Annotated in this window: 12 protein-coding genes and 2 tRNA genes; 11 read left to right on the top strand and 3 right to left on the bottom strand. The window is 43.3% G+C overall.

All coding sequences use genetic code 11. The features are described 5' to 3' along the window. Positions 1-109: 109 nt before the first annotated feature. Complete coding sequence (locus HMPREF9140_RS06515; RefSeq protein WP_006952795.1) at positions 110-592, bottom strand: Dps family protein; 483 nt, start codon at positions 590-592, stop codon at positions 110-112. 209 nt (positions 593-801) lie between these two features. Between HMPREF9140_RS06515 and serS the strand changes: the two genes are divergently transcribed. From serS to HMPREF9140_RS06475, 7 genes are all read left to right on the top strand, one after another. Beyond that, positions 802-2,091 carry a serine--tRNA ligase gene (serS, locus tag HMPREF9140_RS06510; protein ID WP_006952783.1) on the top strand — a complete coding sequence of 430 codons (1,290 nt, stop codon included), beginning with the start codon at positions 802-804 and terminating at the stop codon, positions 2,089-2,091. A 74-nt stretch (positions 2,092-2,165) separates the two neighbouring features. Beyond that, positions 2,166-4,517 carry a bifunctional dihydroorotate dehydrogenase B NAD binding subunit/NADPH-dependent glutamate synthase gene (locus HMPREF9140_RS06505; RefSeq protein WP_018571868.1) on the top strand — a complete coding sequence of 784 codons (2,352 nt, stop codon included), beginning with the start codon at positions 2,166-2,168 and terminating at the stop codon, positions 4,515-4,517. A 1,535-nt stretch (positions 4,518-6,052) separates the two neighbouring features. Then, positions 6,053-6,883: a MotA/TolQ/ExbB proton channel family protein gene (locus HMPREF9140_RS06495; RefSeq protein ID WP_025073385.1), complete on the top strand. Its 831-nt coding sequence runs from the start codon at positions 6,053-6,055 to the stop codon at positions 6,881-6,883. Positions 6,884-6,885: 2 nt separating this feature from the next. After that, positions 6,886-7,386 (top strand): hypothetical protein, encoded by a 501-nt coding sequence (locus tag HMPREF9140_RS06490; protein WP_006952779.1) that lies wholly within the window; start codon positions 6,886-6,888, stop codon positions 7,384-7,386. A gap of 7 nt (positions 7,387-7,393) precedes the next feature. Next, positions 7,394-7,942 carry an ExbD/TolR family protein gene (locus HMPREF9140_RS06485; protein WP_006952777.1) on the top strand — a complete coding sequence of 183 codons (549 nt, stop codon included), beginning with the start codon at positions 7,394-7,396 and terminating at the stop codon, positions 7,940-7,942. Continuing rightward, positions 7,939-8,406, top strand: a complete 468-nt coding sequence (locus tag HMPREF9140_RS06480) for an ExbD/TolR family protein (RefSeq protein ID WP_006952774.1) — start codon at positions 7,939-7,941, stop codon at positions 8,404-8,406. The genes HMPREF9140_RS06485 and HMPREF9140_RS06480 overlap by 4 nt, the downstream gene beginning before the upstream one ends. A 98-nt stretch (positions 8,407-8,504) precedes the next feature. After that, the gene (locus HMPREF9140_RS06475; protein ID WP_006952773.1) at positions 8,505-8,981 is read left to right on the top strand and encodes an Lrp/AsnC family transcriptional regulator; all 477 of its coding nucleotides are present in this window, start codon (positions 8,505-8,507) and stop codon (positions 8,979-8,981) included. 283 nt (positions 8,982-9,264) lie between these two features. Here the strand turns inward: HMPREF9140_RS06475 and HMPREF9140_RS06470 are convergent. Further along, positions 9,265-9,336, bottom strand: a tRNA-Glu gene (locus HMPREF9140_RS06470). A 45-nt stretch (positions 9,337-9,381) separates the two neighbouring features. Next, positions 9,382-9,468, bottom strand: a tRNA-Ser gene (locus HMPREF9140_RS06465). A 524-nt stretch (positions 9,469-9,992) separates the two neighbouring features. On the opposite strand from HMPREF9140_RS06465, the gene HMPREF9140_RS06460 reads away from it, so the two are divergent. The 4 genes from HMPREF9140_RS06460 to HMPREF9140_RS06445 all read left to right on the top strand — a co-directional run bounded on the left by HMPREF9140_RS06460 (position 9,993) and on the right by HMPREF9140_RS06445 (position 15,618). Beyond that, positions 9,993-12,875, top strand: a complete 2,883-nt coding sequence (locus HMPREF9140_RS06460; protein WP_006952771.1) for a choice-of-anchor J domain-containing protein — start codon at positions 9,993-9,995, stop codon at positions 12,873-12,875. Between the two features lie 168 nt (positions 12,876-13,043). Next, a complete protein-coding gene (locus HMPREF9140_RS06455; protein ID WP_006952768.1) occupies positions 13,044-13,493 on the top strand; it encodes an NfeD family protein in 450 nt (149 codons plus the stop codon). 58 nt (positions 13,494-13,551) lie between these two features. Next, positions 13,552-14,508, top strand: a complete 957-nt coding sequence (locus HMPREF9140_RS06450; protein ID WP_026253228.1) for an SPFH domain-containing protein — start codon at positions 13,552-13,554, stop codon at positions 14,506-14,508. 3 nt (positions 14,509-14,511) lie between these two features. Further along, positions 14,512-15,618, top strand: a complete 1,107-nt coding sequence (locus tag HMPREF9140_RS06445; RefSeq protein ID WP_006952766.1) for a UDP-N-acetyl glucosamine 2-epimerase — start codon at positions 14,512-14,514, stop codon at positions 15,616-15,618. Positions 15,619-16,469: the final 851 nt, after the last annotated feature.

Here is a 16,469-nt window from a genome sequence, read left to right as displayed (position 1 = left end):
TTTTTGTGCATATGGTCGGTGTAGGAACAAAAAAGGATGCACCTTTTCTCTGATTGAAAAGCGGTGCATCCTGTTGAAAACTAAAAAACAATCAATTACACTTCATTTTTTATTTGTGTTCGCTGAGGAAAGAAACCAGCATCCAAACTGTTTTTTCCTGCTGCTGCAGATACTCGTCCATGATTGCAACTGTTACTTCGTCGTTGGCTTCTTCGGCCGTTTTGATGAGGTTGCGCTCTTGCTGGATGAGATTCTTGAGGGTTCCGAGCACGATATCTATGCCTTCGCTGCCTTTCTGTTGGAATCCATCTTCCTTAATGGAGGCTACTTTGAGGTATTCGCTGAAACGATTCTCGGGTATTGCGTCGAGCTGTAGAATGCGTTCTGCAATTTCATCTACCTTATTTGCGGCATCGTTATAAAGCTCCTCATACTTTTCGTGGAGTGTGAAGAAGCCTTTTCCTTTCACGTTCCAGTGCAATCCGCGAAGATTCATGTAGTAAACCTGGAAGTCGGCCAGGAGTTGATTCAATCCTTTAACTACGTTTCCTACTTTTGCAGGCTCTAGGCCTAAGATTTCTAAATTCTTCATTTTCTGATCCTTTCTTTAATTAAGTCGATGCAAAGATATGCATATCACTCTTGCCCTACAAAAGGAAATATCTATGCTCGTATAGAACGAGTCGATATTAGCTTGCCGATGCTTTGTTTTATAAGCCTCAGGAGATGTTGTCTAGTTTTTTATTAATTCGTTCTTCGTAACTTTGCTCTCGAAAAACAAACATAAATTCATTAAGAAATATGCTCACATTAAAACTCATCGGTGAGGAAACAGAACGTGTTGTGAAAGGTTTGGAAAAGAAACATTTTCCAGATGCACGTGCAACCATTGATAAGGTGTTGGAACTCGATAAAACCCGTCGTGAATACCAACAGAAACTCGATGCTAACAAGCAAAAACAAAATCAACTTTCAAAACAAATAGGTGCCCTCATGAAAGAGGGGAAACGTAGTGAGGCCGAAGATGTGAAAAACTCCGTGGGTACGTTGAAACAGGTTGACAAGGAACTCCAGCAGTCCATGGAGAAGGCGCAGAACGATATGACAGCTTTGCTGCTCACAATTCCGAATATTGCAAGCGAGCAAGTGCCTGAAGGAAGAGATGCCGCCGACAATGTGGTGGTCAAAGAAGGCGGAGTGAAGCCCAAACTGCCGGCCGATGCGCTTTGCCATTGGGATTTGTGCAAGAAGTTCAATCTAGTGGATTTCGACCTCGGCGTGAAAATCACGGGTGCTGGTTTTCCAATCTATATTGGCAAGATGGCTCGCTTGCAACGTGCGCTCGAGGCTTTCTTCCTCGACGAGGCACGCAAGAGTGGTTATCTGGAAGTGCAACCGCCGTTGGTGGTAAACCAGGCGTCGGGATTGGGAACCGGTCAGTTGCCCGATAAAGAAGGGCAGATGTATCATGCCGAACTCGACGATTTATATCTCATTCCAACGGCCGAAGTTCCGGTAACGAACATCTTCCGCGATGAAATTCTCGACGAACAGGATTTGCCAATCAAACGTTGCGCTTACTCATCGTGCTTCCGTCGCGAAGCAGGCAGTTACGGTAAGGATGTTCGCGGACTTAATCGCCTGCATCAATTTGATAAGGTGGAACTCGTACGCATCGACACCCCACAACATTCCTATGAATCGCTCAGAGAGATGCTCGAGCATGTTGAGGGTCTTTGTCAGAAACTCGAGCTGCCTTATCACATTCTGCGTCTTTGCGGCGGTGACATGAGCTTTACATCAGCTCTGTGCTACGATTTTGAGTTGTGGAGTGCAGCCCAGGAACGCTGGTTGGAAATCAGTTCCGTGTCGAATTTTGAGAGTTATCAGGCTAACCGACTGCATTGCAGATACCGCCGAACAGCCGATAAGAAAATAGAGCTCTGCCATACCCTCAACGGTTCGGCTCTGGCTTTGCCCCGTGTTGTGGCAACAATCGTCGAGAACAATCAAACCCCGGAAGGCATTCGTGTTCCTGAGGTTTTGGTGCCCTATTGTGGTTTCGAGATGCTCGACGGCAACAACTTCTAAATAATTCTCTGCCGGAAGAAAAACAAAAACAGCCCGAGTCGTTTGTGCGGCGAGGGAATCCAATTAATACTATCATGAACAAGATTATTAGTAAAGAGCAATTCTCTGAAAAAGTTTATTGCATCGAAGTGGAAGCACCGCTTATTGCCAGCAGTTGCAGAGCGGGCAACTTCATCATCGTTCGCGTGGACAAGAACAGCGAACGAGTGCCCTACACCATCGCGAAAGCTAATCCCGAAAAAGGAACTCTGACGATGGTTATTCAGGAAGTGGGACTCTCGTCGACCAAGCTATGCCAGATGAATGTAGGCGACGAAATTGCCGACATCGTAGGGCCGCTGGGAAACCCATCGCACATCGAAAACTACGGTACGGTTATCTGCGCCGGCGGAGGAATAGGCATCGCCGCCATCCTTCCAATCCTAACAGCTCTCAAGAAAGCAGGCAACAGGGTTATATCCGTGCTTGCCGGACGAACAAAAGAACTGGTTATAATGGTTGACGACGTGGCCAAATATTCCGACGAGGTTATTATAATGACCGACGACGGCTCGTATGGAAAAAAAGGTGTAATAACCGTGGGAGTGGAAGAGGTTATCCAGCGCGAACACGTAGACAAGGTGCTCGCCATCGGTCCGCCGATAATGATGAAGTTCACATCCCTGCTCGCCAAGAAATACGGTATCCCGAACGACGTCTCGCTAAACACCATCATGGTGGACGGAACCGGAATGTGCGGCGCCTGTCGACTAACCATCGGAGGCAAAACAAAGTTCGTTTGCATCGACGGTCCTGAATTCAACGGCGACCTCGTTGACTGGGACGAAATGTTCAAACGAATGGGAACCTTCAAAGGCGTTGAGCGCGAAGAGATGGAACGTAAGAGCGCCATCCCCGCAGCCGGATTGCAAACCGAAAGTACTTCGGAGTCGACCTCGACCACAAGCGAAGAACCCAAAGCTCCCGTAGCCATAGCCGAACTAATCGACCGCAATGCGCCATGGCGAGCCGAGCTTCGTAAATCGATGAAACCAAAGGAACGCACCGAAATAGAACGCGTTCAGATGCCAGAACTCGATGCCGAATATCGAGCCACAACTCGACTCGAAGAAGTAAACGAAGGACTGACGCCCGAAATGGCAATCGTTGAGGCCAAACGATGCCTCGACTGTGCCAAACCAACTTGCGTTGAAGGTTGCCCGGTTAACATCAACATCCCCAGCTTCATCAAGAACATCGAACGGGGCGACTTCCTCTCGGCTGCCAAAGTTCTCAAAAACACATCGGCTCTGCCCGCCGTATGCGGTAGAGTTTGCCCACAGGAAAAGCAATGCGAAAGCCAGTGCATACACCTCAAGATGAAAGAACCCGCTGTTGCCATAGGCTATCTCGAGCGATTCGCAGCCGACTATGAGCGCGAGAGCGGACAGATGGCTCTGCCTGAAGTTGAACCATCTAACGGAATCAAGGTGGCCGTTGTAGGCTCAGGTCCTGCCGGATTGAGTTTTGCGGGCGACATGGTGAAGCGCGGATTTGAAGTCTATGTTTTCGAAGCACTCCACGAAATAGGCGGCGTACTTAAATACGGTATCCCCGAATTCCGACTCCCCAACAGAATCGTCGAAGTCGAAGTGGATAACCTCCGCAAGATGGGCGTACACTTCCAAACCGATACAATCATCGGCAAAACAATCTCCGTCGACGAGCTCAAACAAAAAGGCTTCAAGGGTATTTTCGTAGGTTCGGGCGCCGGTCTTCCCAACTTCATGGGCATCCCGGGCGAAAACAGCATCAACATCATGTCGAGCAACGAATATCTCACCCGCGTGAACCTCATGGACGCCGCCAATCCCGAAACCGACACACCAATCATCATAGGCAAGAAAGTAATCGTTGTGGGCGGCGGAAATACGGCCATGGACTCATGCCGAACCGCCAAGCGTCTCGGAGCTGATGTAACCCTGGTTTATCGTCGCTCTGAAGCCGAAATGCCCGCTCGACTCGAGGAGGTTAAACATGCCAAGGAAGAAGGAATAAACTTCCTAACGCTCCATAATCCGAAAGAATATAAAGCCGATGAGAATGGACGCGTTTGCGCATGCGTGCTCGACGTGATGGAACTTGGCGAACCCGATGCAAGCGGTCGTCGAAGTCCGCAAACAACCGGTCGAACCATAACCATGGAGTGCGACCAGGTCATCGTTGCAGTCGGCGTATCGCCCAATCCGCTCGTTCCGAACTCTATCGAAGGATTGGAACTCGGTCGCAAGAATACTATAGCCGTGAACGACCAGATGCAAAGTTCGCGTCAGGAAATCTATGCCGGCGGCGACATTGTTCGCGGTGGCGCAACCGTAATACTCGCCATGGGCGACGGTCGCCGAGCTGCTGCCAACATGGCCGAGCATCTTCTTTCAACTAATTGAATTTGGTCAACGAACTAAAATAGGTATTCTCTACAGGTAAATTAGTTCTCTTAAGAATCCCAGAGGGTTGTCGCACAAATCGAGCGGCAACCCTTTTTTATTTTCCTCCCAATCGAAAGAATCTTTTCCTATCGGCAGGCCGTTCTCTCACCTGTCGAACATTACGCCGGGAGCCTCCAAGCCGGTTTCATTGCTGACGAACTTTGCGACAGGAGCCTCCGAGATGTTTTTATAGCCTTCGCAACTTACAACAGCAAATAACAATAGGTTGAGGATGCTTTCGCAGCCCTCGACGAGACATAAAATTAAGTTCCGGACGCTTTTGCAACTCTCGATGAGACATAGAACTCGGTTCCGGAACCCTTTGCAACTTACGAAGAGAGTTACAAAGTTGTTCTTATAGTTATTGCACTTTGCAACGGGAATCTAAAAACCGGTTTTATATCTATCGCACTTTGCAACGGGACGACGAAGACATTTTCTATCCGATTGAAAAATATTTTTATATAAAAGCATATAGACTAGATGTTTACATAGATTATTGAATATATAAATTATATCAGATTGTATTTTCCATGTTATATTTCTTGTAAATACCGATATAAAATGATATTTCAATGTAATATTAGAAATATCAATACTATTGAAATGTCTTTTCAATAGTATAGTGAGATTATTAATCATACTAGAATGTGTTTTCCATCGCCTATGGAATTAGTTAGTTATACTAACGAGTATTTTCCATAACCTATGGAATTAACAATCTATATAAACTATATTTTTCCATAGACTATTGAATCAGCTGGCTATAGTGTCGATAGTATTCCATAGGTTATGGAATAAATAATTTATAGTAACGATAATTTTCCATAGTCTATGGAAAATATTCATCAGTGTGACGAATATTTTCCATAATTAATGTAATAGGCTAGCTGATAGATTATTATATAAAAACATTTTTCAATCGGATAGAAAAGGTATTCGTCGTCCTGTCGCAAAATGCGATAGTTATAAAACCGGTTTTGTAATCCTCGTTGCAAAGTGCGATAGCTATAAAAACTACTTTGTAACTCTCTTCGTAAGTTGCAAAGGGTTCCGGAACCGAGTTCTATGTCTTATTGTAAGTTGCAAAAGCGTCCGGAACTTAATTTTATGTCTCGTCGAGGGCTGCGAAAGCATCCTCAACCTATTGTTATTTGCTGTTGTAAGTTGCGAAGGCTATAAAAACATCTCGGAGGTTCCTGTCGCAAAGTTCGCCGGCAATAAAACTGGCTTGGAGGCTCCCGGCGTAATGTTCATCAGCAATAAAACCGGCTTGGAGGTTCCCGGCGCAAAGTGTGAGGGTATCTTCAATCTGTTTTTATCTCCTATTGTAACGTGATTTCGGTTTAAAATAAACTTCGACTCGGGCGGTGCAAATCCGGGAGTTGTTTATTGTGAACATCTACTTACCTTTGCGACTAGAATAATGATTGCTTAGGCAGATGGATTATCTGCTATTTATTTTTAAAAGAACATCTAACAAGCTTACACTTATGAAGAATCTGATTGCGACACTTGCAATGATAACTCTCTTTGGTATTTCGCTGCCCACCCCCTCGCTTGCTCAAAAAACGGGAGGAAATGCTGCAACTAAAACTGTTGTCGATACGCTCGCAGACGACGCCCTGGACGATACCGGGGTAGTGGATGAGGCCGAAACGAAATCGACACCCAATGCAGGAGAGAATACCGGAGTACACCAGTTCCTGAAAACGAAATTCATCGAAGGTAGCGCCGGATTCATGTCGTTGGTAGCCTTGGCGCTGGTGCTCGGATTGGCGTTTTGCATCGAGCGGATAATCTATCTCAGTCTTTCTGAAATAAACGCAAAGAAATTTATGAACGACCTGGAGGCGAAAATCGATAAACAAGACATCGAAGGAGCTAAAGATTTAAGCCGAAATACGCGCGGACCGGTAGCCTCGATATGCTATCAAGGTCTGCTTCGAATCGAGGACAGCATTGAAGATATCGAACGGAGCGTCACTTCCTACGGGGGCGTTCAGAGTGCAAATCTGGAGAAAGGATGCTCGTGGATTACGCTGTTCATCGCGATGGCGCCGTCGTTGGGATTCCTCGGAACGGTTATCGGAATGGTTATGGCTTTCGACAGAATTCAACAGGCCGGAGATATTAGTCCGACAATCGTTGCGGCGGGTATGAAAGTGGCATTGATAACAACCATCTTCGGTATCATCGTGGCTCTGGTTCTGCAGGTGTTCTACAATTATATTCTTTCGAAAATCGAACACCTAACAGCACAGATGGAAGAATCGGCCATATCGCTGCTCGACTCAATCATGAAATACAAACTTTCGAAATGAGAATGGATAAAAAGAAATGGAGTGAGGAACGTGTCTCCAGAACGATTCTTTACGGAATGGTGGGAATCGTGACGGTGGTTTTCATAGCGTTCTATCTTGTTGGATTCGAAATGCCGTTCTCAGGGAATCCTACTTTCAACGCGCCTTTACTCACCGACGTACTGCTGTGGCTGATGGTGATAATGACGGTAGCGGCAACGGTAGCGGCGGTTGTGTCGCTGATTAAGACTATCAGGAAAACCGGACAATCGGATGGAATGACAAACGGGGTTCCTGAACGGAAAATCGCCGTGGGAGTTAGTGCTGCAACGGTTCTGTGTATGGTAGCTACGTTTTTGTTGGGCTCTTCCGAGAAACTGACGGTGAATGGCATAGGATTTTCAGACGTATTCTGGCTGAAAACATCGGATATGTTCGTCTATTCTTCACTCGTTATGCTTTTCGTCGCAATTCTGGCCGTGCTTTTCGGAGCAACAAGATATAAACGAAAAGAACGGAGGTAAAGAGAAAATGCTGTTTCGTAAGCACAACCGAAAAACAGTTCCGGGACTGAATACTTCGTCGACGGCCGATATTTCATTCATGCTGCTGATACTGTTTCTGGTTACAACCTCGATGGATGTCGACAAAGGATTGTCGCACCAACTTCCACCCATCGATAAAACAAAGAAAGAACAACAAATGGTTGACAGCAGGCATATCATGATTTTCCGAATAACAGAAAATAATAAATTCGTGCTCGATGAGAAACCAATCCCCTTGTCGCAAATTAAACCGCGGGTGAAGGAATTCGTTCAGAGAAACGAAAAGAAACACATCATCCAGCTCGAAGCCAATCGGAAGTCGGCCTACAACTCTTATTTCCAACTCCAGAACGAAATAATCTCCGCTTATAACATCTTGCGCAATCAACGAGCCGCTCGAACCTTCGGCAAAACCTACGAATTGTGCTCTCCTGAACAGCAAGCACAAATCAATAACGAAATCCCGATAAGAATATCCGAAGTCTACGAGCCTTCGACTAATGAAACATCGAAAGGAGGAAACCCGAAGCAATGAGTCTTTATCGTCGCCACAATCACGCAATCCCGGCATTGAACACCGCCTCATTGCCCGATTTGATTTTCACTATTCTTTTCTTCTTCATGCTTGTCACGCACATGCGAAAAGCCTCCATAAAGGTTAAATATCAAGTCCCCGTAGGCACAGAATTAACCAATCTCACAAAGAAATCAACCGTATCCTATATATATATCGGCAAGCCTCTCGGCGAAACAGGACAAGTCGTAAGTAGCGAAACAAAAATACAACTCAACGACAAGCTGGTTTCGCTCAACGATATCAAACAGTCCTTGGTGAGAGAGCGAAACTCCATGAGCCCTGAAGAACGCAAAGCAATGCTGGTTAGCATCAGAGCCGACCAAAACACAAACATGGGATTAATAATAGATTTAAAACAAATCCTCCGTGAAGCAAATGTCCTCAACGTAAACTATGCAGCGGTGACAAAGCCAAAAAGATAGATTTACTTTTTAAAAAGTTGTAAATTAAAACAAAACAAAAAAACACAACCTGTAAGAAAGTCAGTTTATTGTATTTTTGCGTCAAAAAAGTAATAACAATGGCACATAGAAGTTTAGATAATCTTGATAAGAAAATATTGCGTCTAATAGCAGAAGACGCTCGTATCCCATTCCTAGAAGTAGCTCGTATTTGCAATGTCAGTGGAGCAGCAATTCATCAGCGCATTCAGAAACTTGTAAATCTAGGAATCATTAAAGGTTCCCAATTCGTAATAGACCCTGAGAAGATAGGCTATGAAACCTGCGCTTTTATTGGTTTGAATCTCCGGAATCCTGAAAAATTCGATGAAGTAGTAGAAGCTCTAAAACGCATCCCCGAAATCGTGGAGGCTCATTATACTACAGGTCAGTACGATTTATTCGTGAAGTTATATGCGTTTAACAATCATCATCTGTTGAATATTATACACGATAAACTTCAACCCCTAGGATTATCACGCAGCGATAGTACAATCTCATATAATGCAGTTATCGATCGTCCGCTTCCAATAATTGATCGCCCATTCGAAAAGTAATATGAATGTATAGCTAATGCTCTCATAGCATAATCGCTCTATACATTTCCTAACTCGATTTTTTATATACGATTGTTTAGAACACAAGATTTTATTCAGAGTTTGTTATTATCCGATAAAATATTCTTTGCAGTGAAATAATAAAGTCCGATTCTCAAGAAGAGAATCGGACTTTTGATAATACACGTATAGGACAGTCACAGTTCCTATTGTGTTATGTACAAAAACGTATTATATACAAAAAGAGGATGTGCTTGTTTTTATCACATCCTCTTTTGATTCGTAGTCGGTACGAGAATCGAACTCGTATGCCAAGATTGAGAATCTTGTATCCTAACCGTTAGATGAACCGACCATTTATTCTTAAAGAAATCATTGCGTTTGATTAAGTTTCAAAGAGCGGAAGGAGGGGGATTCGAACCCCCGGTACGTTAACACGTACGGCAGTTTAGCAAACTGCTGGTTTCAGCCACTCACCCATCCTTCCAAAGGAAAATATGGTTATTAGGAATAACCTGACTCAAACACGATGCAAAGGTAGAGTATTAGGTTTGTTCTCACAAGTTTTTATTTAAAAACACGGAAAGTACACCTATATGCGGTATGTGTAACTTTTTTTACAAATTGGAGATGTTATCTTTTCGGCCGTACTTTTGAATTGTTGATATAGAGGCGCCTTTTTTCAAGTATAGGCTTAACAATTGGTATAAATTGTTTTTACGTTCTGATTGCCGATAAATATCACAACTACTTTCCTTAACTTTGACATCGATAAAACGATTAAATCTACTGCAAAGATGGTCTGACTCATATTTTTACAAAAATGTCTTTGCAGTTTTAAGGGATGCTTCTCAAAGTTTTTGGAGAAGCATCCCATTTTGTTCTTTGGAATAAGAATTACAAAAAGTTTGAAATTCTAGATATTTGAATATACCTTTGCGCGACATCAAAAAACACGATAAGAATGTTAGTGAGAACCCTAAATATAATTTCAAATATAACAAGCATGATATGAAATCATTTTCAAGATTATTGTCGACAATATTATTGACATTGCCGATGTATAGTTATGCACAAAATGTGCAACTACCATTCGAGGAGACCTTCGATACGGAAGAGGGCTTCAGCAGATTTACAGTTATCGATGACAATGGAGATTCTGAAACATTTACATTAGACCAATTGTTTAAGGCAGCCAATTGTGAGCGTTCGCAAGATGCAAACGATTGGTTGATTACTCCCGCACTGCCTTTAAAGGCTGGAAAGACTTATGAGCTGACTTATACGATAAGTGGTTATTCTGCATCTGTTCAAGAGAAATATGAGGTGAAGATGGGGCTTACGAATACTGTTGCAGGAATGCTTAAGGAAATTGTAGGTGAAGAAACTGCACCGGGGGAATCGGGGAGCGAACAGACAATAAAAAAAACGTTCACCGTGACACGTAACGGGGATTACTATATCGGTTGGCACTATAAAACTACTTCGGAGCTTAATACAGGAGCGTTAGCAATCTATGATATAAAGGTTACCCAAGGACATGATAAACAGTCTCCAATGGGGGTGACCGACTTGACTGCGGTTGCTGCCAGTGGTGGGGCACTGCAAGCAACAATCAGTTTTAAGGCACCAACAAAGACCCAGACTGGTCATACTTTGTCATCGCTCGATAAAATCGAACTTGTGCGTGACAGTATCCTCATTCATACTTTTACGACACCGACACCGGGACAGGAACTAAGTTACGTGGATAATTCTCCAGCCAATGGCAAGCACACATATATCATAACTCCATATAACACCGCGGGTGATGGAACAGCTATGAGTGTCGATCTGTTTGTTGGAGTAGATACACCTAGTGCTGTGAACAGTCTGAATCTTGTTTATAACGGACAGAAAGCTATTCTGTCATGGGATAAAGTAACAACCGGTGAAACTGGTAACTATATAGACCCTACTGCGATAACCTATTCGCTGCAACGCAATAAAGAAGGAGTCATAGCAGGCAATCTGTTCGCAACAAGCTATGAAGATACTCCAACCGTAGGCGAAGAACAAACCCTGCTTTGGTATAATGTTTATGCAACCAATTTGGGTGGCGATAGTAAGCGAACATCATCTAATGTTGTTGTAACGGGAAAACCCTATACGCTCCCATTTTATGAATCCTTTAAGGGAGGAAAGATGTCGAAGTTCTGGTGGGTAGATTACGATAACTTAAGCCGTTGGACTGTATCATCTGATGCGGCCAAATTTGCACAGGATAACGATAAGGGATTCGTCGGATTTACTCCTATGAAAGCTGGTGAATGGTCCACCTTACAAAGTGGACTAATCAATCTAGGTAATGCTACAGAGCCCATTCTTTCATTCTACTATCGTACACATACGCCAACGTCCGACATCTTTAAAATTATGGTCTCCAAGGAATATGCTTCACCTGAAGAAGTACGAATAATCAATATTGACGATGTCGATAAACTGAAACAGTGGATAAAAGTCGAGATACCTCTCACTAACTATAAAGGTAGCAAGTTCATCCAAGTCAGTTTCGACTATAAGGGAACTGACAAAAACAGTAATATCTATATTGATAATATCAGAGTATACGATAGAAAAAGTAGTGATCTGGAACTCAAATCGACAGAATTCCCTGTCCGTCTGCGTACTGGTCAGCCCGTGACCTTTAATGCCAAAATAACCAACTACGGCTCCGAGCGTGCTACTGATTATACACTCGAGCTACACAGCGGGCAAACTAAAATGGCATCTATCCAGGGACCATCCATAGAGGCCGGAGAGACATCTAGTGTGGCCATATCGTTCACTCCATCTATCACCGCCAAACCTCAGATACCTGTTGCACTTATACTCAACTACGATAAGGATGAAAACATAGCTAATAACACTAGCGACACCATCATGCTGACTGTGAAATACCCTGCATATCCGGCTCCACGAGAATTAGGAACTGACAATACCTCGGGTACTATAATTACCTGGAAAGCCCCTCTAGCACCACGGGCAGCCGACGAACAAGTCACGGAAAGTTTTGAACAATACGATAATTTCATAACTAGAGGATTCGGTGATTGGATAACTTACGATGTAGATAACCACAGCGTGTACGGACTCAATAACACCGACTTCCCAGGTATGGGACAAGCACAGGCATGGACTGTTTTCGACTACTCAGCCACCACCCCTGCTTGCAATCCAGCTTGGAAGGGTTACGACGGAAATAAAGTCCTTGTTAGCTTTGGAGGTACTTACAGCATCAATGAGAACTGGCTAGTTTCGCCCGAACTTCCCGGCACAGAACAATCTATCACGCTTTGGGAGAAATCATTCAAAGGCTCCAAGAACGAAACCTACAATGTGATGTATTCCACAACAGGATTCGAAAGAAAAGATTTCACAATCCTTGAATCAAATCACGTTGTACCCGCTGTATGGAGTCAGGCACAATATGCTCTGCCCGACGGAACCAAATATTTCGCCATCGTTTCCACATCCGAAGACGGATTTGCAACTTTACTCGACGAAATAACATTCGTACCCGACTCGCTGGCGGAACAACACATAGTTCTCAAGGGATATAACATCTATCGTGACGGCCAGAAGCTTAACGCCGTCCCTATTACTCAAACAAATTATCGTGATATTCAAGCCGTAGGCAAACACCGATACTTGGTCACGGCTGTTTATGATAAGGGCGAGTCGCGCGGCACGGAGGAAGTTGAGATAAACGTTGTCAATGGAATTGAAGAGATTCAATCTGCCAATAATCCGGCAACCGATGACCGAATTTACGACCTATCAGGACGTCGGGTTATCAATCCTCGCAAGGGTGTATATATAAAAGGTGGAAAGAAGGTAATCATCAACCGATGATACTATGTAATTGTAATAAATCCAAAAGAGCCCGGCCCAATTGCCGAGCTCTTTTTTTGTTATTCCCGGTATCAGTATTACTAGGGAAAGCATATAAATTTAGGAGCTATTAATTACGAACATCTACTTACCTTTACATCCGCAAAATTCACCTTTTATACATACAATATGATAGGTTTCATATCCGACAACGTGTGGCTCATTTGGGCTTTGATTAGTTTATTATGCTTGGTTCTCGAGCTTACAAGTGGCGACTTCTTCATCATCAGTCTCGGAGCTGGTTGTGTAGGTGGTGCGATAGCCTCTGCATTCAGTGACAGCATAGTAATTCAAGTTATAGTTTTCGCCATAGTTTCGCTAGTTAGCGTTTTTTACGTTCGACCTATGGCGCTAAAGTTTTTCCATCGCGATGTTAATAAACGATTGAGTAACGCAGATGCGATTGTCGGTCGAACAGGGGTTGTAACAGAAGCCATTGCCGCCGACGGCTTTGGACGTGTCCAAATAGATGGTGATTCATGGAAGGCCCAGGCTTCCGGTAACAACGGAATCGATGTCGGAGCTAAAGTTCGCGTTCTCCGAATAGATTCAATCATCCTCACCGTTGAAAAAGAATAGCAAATTTATTAATCGCATGGTTTCGCTGTTGAATCCATGCATCAAACATCATATTCAAATGCCAGTAACAACAATTATTCTAATCACAATCATTCTTTTAGTGATTATTTTCGCGAAAAAAGCACTTGTCATCATCTCGCAGAGCGAAACGAGAATCATTGAGCGACTTGGTCGCTATCATGCAACCCTGCAACCGGGTGTGAATCTAATCATTCCGTTTATGGACCGCGCAAAAACAATTGTGGCGATGAAGAACGGACGATACACATACACAAATACGATTGATTTACGAGAGCAGGTCTATGATTTCGACCGGCAGAACGTCATTACAAAGGACAACATACAGATGCAGATAAACGCACTGCTGTATTTCCAGATCGTTGACCCTTTCAAGGCCGTGTATGAAATCAATAACCTACCCAATGCTATTGAGAAGCTCACACAAACAACTCTGCGAAACATCATCGGGGAGATGGAACTCGATCAAACGCTAACTTCTCGCGACACAATCAACACTAAGCTCCGCGCCGTGCTAGATGATGCAACCAACAAATGGGGGATAAAGGTGAATCGCGTTGAGCTGCAAGACATCACCCCTCCGGAAAGCGTGTCGCAGGCCATGGAGAAGCAGATGCAGGCCGAACGAAACAAAAGAGCAACTATTCTTACCAGTGAAGGAGAGAAGCAAGCTGCCATCCTCAAGTCAGAAGGAGAAAAAGCATCCACGATAAATCGCGCCGAAGCCGACAAACAGCAACAAATTCTTATCGCCGAAGGGCAAGCGCAGGCAAGGATACGAAAGGCCGAGGCTGAGGCAGTGGCAATCGACAAGATTACGCAAGCCGTTGGGCAAAGTACTAACCCGGCCAACTATCTAATCGCACAGAAATACATCCAAATGCTTGCTGAATTGGCTAAAAACAACAATCAAAAAACCGTTTACCTTCCTTTCGAGGCCTCATCCCTCCTTGGTTCGGTCGGCGGGATAAAAGAAATGTTCAAAGAAACCAAGTAAAGCATGAATATATGTGTCTTCTGCGGCGCACGCCCTAACTTCATGAAGGTTGCGCCTATCATCAGAGCCATCGAAGGCAAGCAAAACTCCGGCATACACTACTCCCTGGTGTATGCCGGAACTCAATCCGACCCTACGCTCGAGCCCGAACTTTTCGACGACCTCCAAATTGCTCCTCCGAATACTTTCCTAGGGGTGGAATGCGAGAACCTCAATGAGCTTACAGGGCAGGTGATGTCGAAGTTTGAACTCTATTTGCAAAATCACCCGACAGACACGGTTATAGTTGTAGATGATTTAGCCTCGACGATGGCCGCCGCAATCGTAACCAAGAAGCAATCAATAACTTTGGCTCATATTTCGGCCGGAACTCGCTCCTTCGATATCAATATGCCTAAAGAAATCAACAGACTTGTTATTGACGGACTGTCGGACATTCTTTTCACAGCCGGATTCAGCAATAATAGCATCGCTAACAAGGAGGGCGCAGAGTTATCTAAGGTTTATATGGTAGGAAACATCCTCATCGACAACATTAGATACAATAAGAGCAGGCGCGAACATTTGTCGTTCGACGTCATAACGGAAACCAAACACCTCAATCTACAGGCTCACCGATATATTGTTTTCACCCTAAACCGCAAAGCGCTACTAAGCGACAAGGAAAATCTGACTCGAATGCTAACAGCGCTTATTAGCTCTACGGGCGATACTATCGTAATTGCTCCATTGCGTGGAGAAGCTGTGCGAACCATCAAGTCGTTAGACATTGAGCTCGGCGACAGATTTAAATTTATCAATCCGCTAAGCTATTTGGAGTTCGGTTATATCACCGAACATGCACTCGGGATAGTCACCGATTCGGGAAATGTAGCCGAAGAAGCAACCTTTAATGGTGTTCCATGTATAACGTTAAATAGTTATACCGAGCATATAGAAACGGTGAAGCAAGGCACTAATGTTCTTGTTGGTGAATCGCCGGAAAAGCTCGCTTCCGAACTTAGAAAAATGGTTTCCGGAGAGTGGAAGATATCTTCTCTTCCAGACAGATGGGATGGTAGAAGCGCTGAACGTATTATAAGTATTCTAATTGAGCATCACCGAGTTTGAGTACTCAAGAGACAATCATATTTAAAAGCGGCAGAACACATCCGGAATTGTTGTTCTGCCGCTTTTTATTATTAATGATATTATTAGATAGGCCATTAATAAAGCTCTATAGACCGAATAATTTATTTAGTAACTAAATATACAGGCGATTTTTATATAATTCAAACTTTGAATTATAGCATGATTTGTATAATCATGTGCCAGATAATTTAAGTATATAATCAAGCATATGTTTATGGTTCATTTCGATTCTTTGAATTATAAACATATGTATGTTTTAACTTATGTAATCCATTTGGCAGTAAAACACACATGTGTTTTTAACTCCAGAGACTCTTTGAATATAAAACTGATATGTGTTTTGCATCGAAGAGTCTCTTTAGTGTTAAATCGCATGTGTGTTTCAGTATCAATGAGTCTCTGGAATATTAAAACATATGTGCGTTTTCCATTTCAAGAAACTCTTTGGGTTAAAACGCACGTATGTTTATCAATCGTTGAGCCTCGGTGATATAAAAACATATGTACGATTTAATATTAAAGAGGCTCTTTGGTGTAAAACTTATGTGCGTTTAGTATCTGGAGAGTCTCTGCGATATAAAAACATATGTCAGTTTTAACATTTAGGATATTCTTTAATGCAAAACATACCTGTGTTTATAATTCAAATAACTTCTTCGGTTTAAAACAATATATATAGTTATCATGTATATAGTGTCTTTAATTTAAAAACGTATATATGTTTAATGTTTACCGAATCTCTGCGAATAAGAAATATATGTATGTTTATAATCTTTATAGGATATATGAGTTTAAGAATAATATTAGTTGGCATATAGGAGTATAAAAAA

The organism is Prevotella micans F0438 (genome assembly GCF_000243035.1).
GTDB lineage: Bacteria > Bacteroidota > Bacteroidia > Bacteroidales > Bacteroidaceae > Prevotella > Prevotella micans.
The sequence above is the reverse complement of the archived record's forward strand: the minus strand, read 5'-3'. Positions and strand labels throughout refer to the sequence as shown.

What these genes read in the sequence shown, in the direction of transcription:
- serS (WP_006952783.1), top strand. Translation starts at nt 802, where the DNA reads ATGCTCACATTAAAACTCATCGGTGAGGAAACAGAACGTGTTGTGAAA.
- HMPREF9140_RS06480 (WP_006952774.1), top strand. Translation starts at nt 7,939, where the DNA reads ATGAGTCTTTATCGTCGCCACAATCACGCAATCCCGGCATTGAACACC.
- HMPREF9140_RS06505 (WP_018571868.1), top strand. Translation starts at nt 2,166, where the DNA reads ATGAACAAGATTATTAGTAAAGAGCAATTCTCTGAAAAAGTTTATTGC.
- HMPREF9140_RS06490 (WP_006952779.1), top strand. Translation starts at nt 6,886, where the DNA reads ATGGATAAAAAGAAATGGAGTGAGGAACGTGTCTCCAGAACGATTCTT.
- HMPREF9140_RS06495 (WP_025073385.1), top strand. Translation starts at nt 6,053, where the DNA reads ATGAAGAATCTGATTGCGACACTTGCAATGATAACTCTCTTTGGTATT.
- HMPREF9140_RS06455 (WP_006952768.1), top strand. Translation starts at nt 13,044, where the DNA reads ATGATAGGTTTCATATCCGACAACGTGTGGCTCATTTGGGCTTTGATT.
- HMPREF9140_RS06460 (WP_006952771.1), top strand. Translation starts at nt 9,993, where the DNA reads ATGAAATCATTTTCAAGATTATTGTCGACAATATTATTGACATTGCCG.
- HMPREF9140_RS06475 (WP_006952773.1), top strand. Translation starts at nt 8,505, where the DNA reads ATGGCACATAGAAGTTTAGATAATCTTGATAAGAAAATATTGCGTCTA.
- HMPREF9140_RS06515 (WP_006952795.1), bottom strand. Translation starts at nt 592, where the DNA reads ATGAAGAATTTAGAAATCTTAGGCCTAGAGCCTGCAAAAGTAGGAAAC.
- HMPREF9140_RS06450 (WP_026253228.1), top strand. Translation starts at nt 13,552, where the DNA reads ATGCCAGTAACAACAATTATTCTAATCACAATCATTCTTTTAGTGATT.
- HMPREF9140_RS06485 (WP_006952777.1), top strand. Translation starts at nt 7,394, where the DNA reads ATGCTGTTTCGTAAGCACAACCGAAAAACAGTTCCGGGACTGAATACT.
- HMPREF9140_RS06445 (WP_006952766.1), top strand. Translation starts at nt 14,512, where the DNA reads ATGAATATATGTGTCTTCTGCGGCGCACGCCCTAACTTCATGAAGGTT.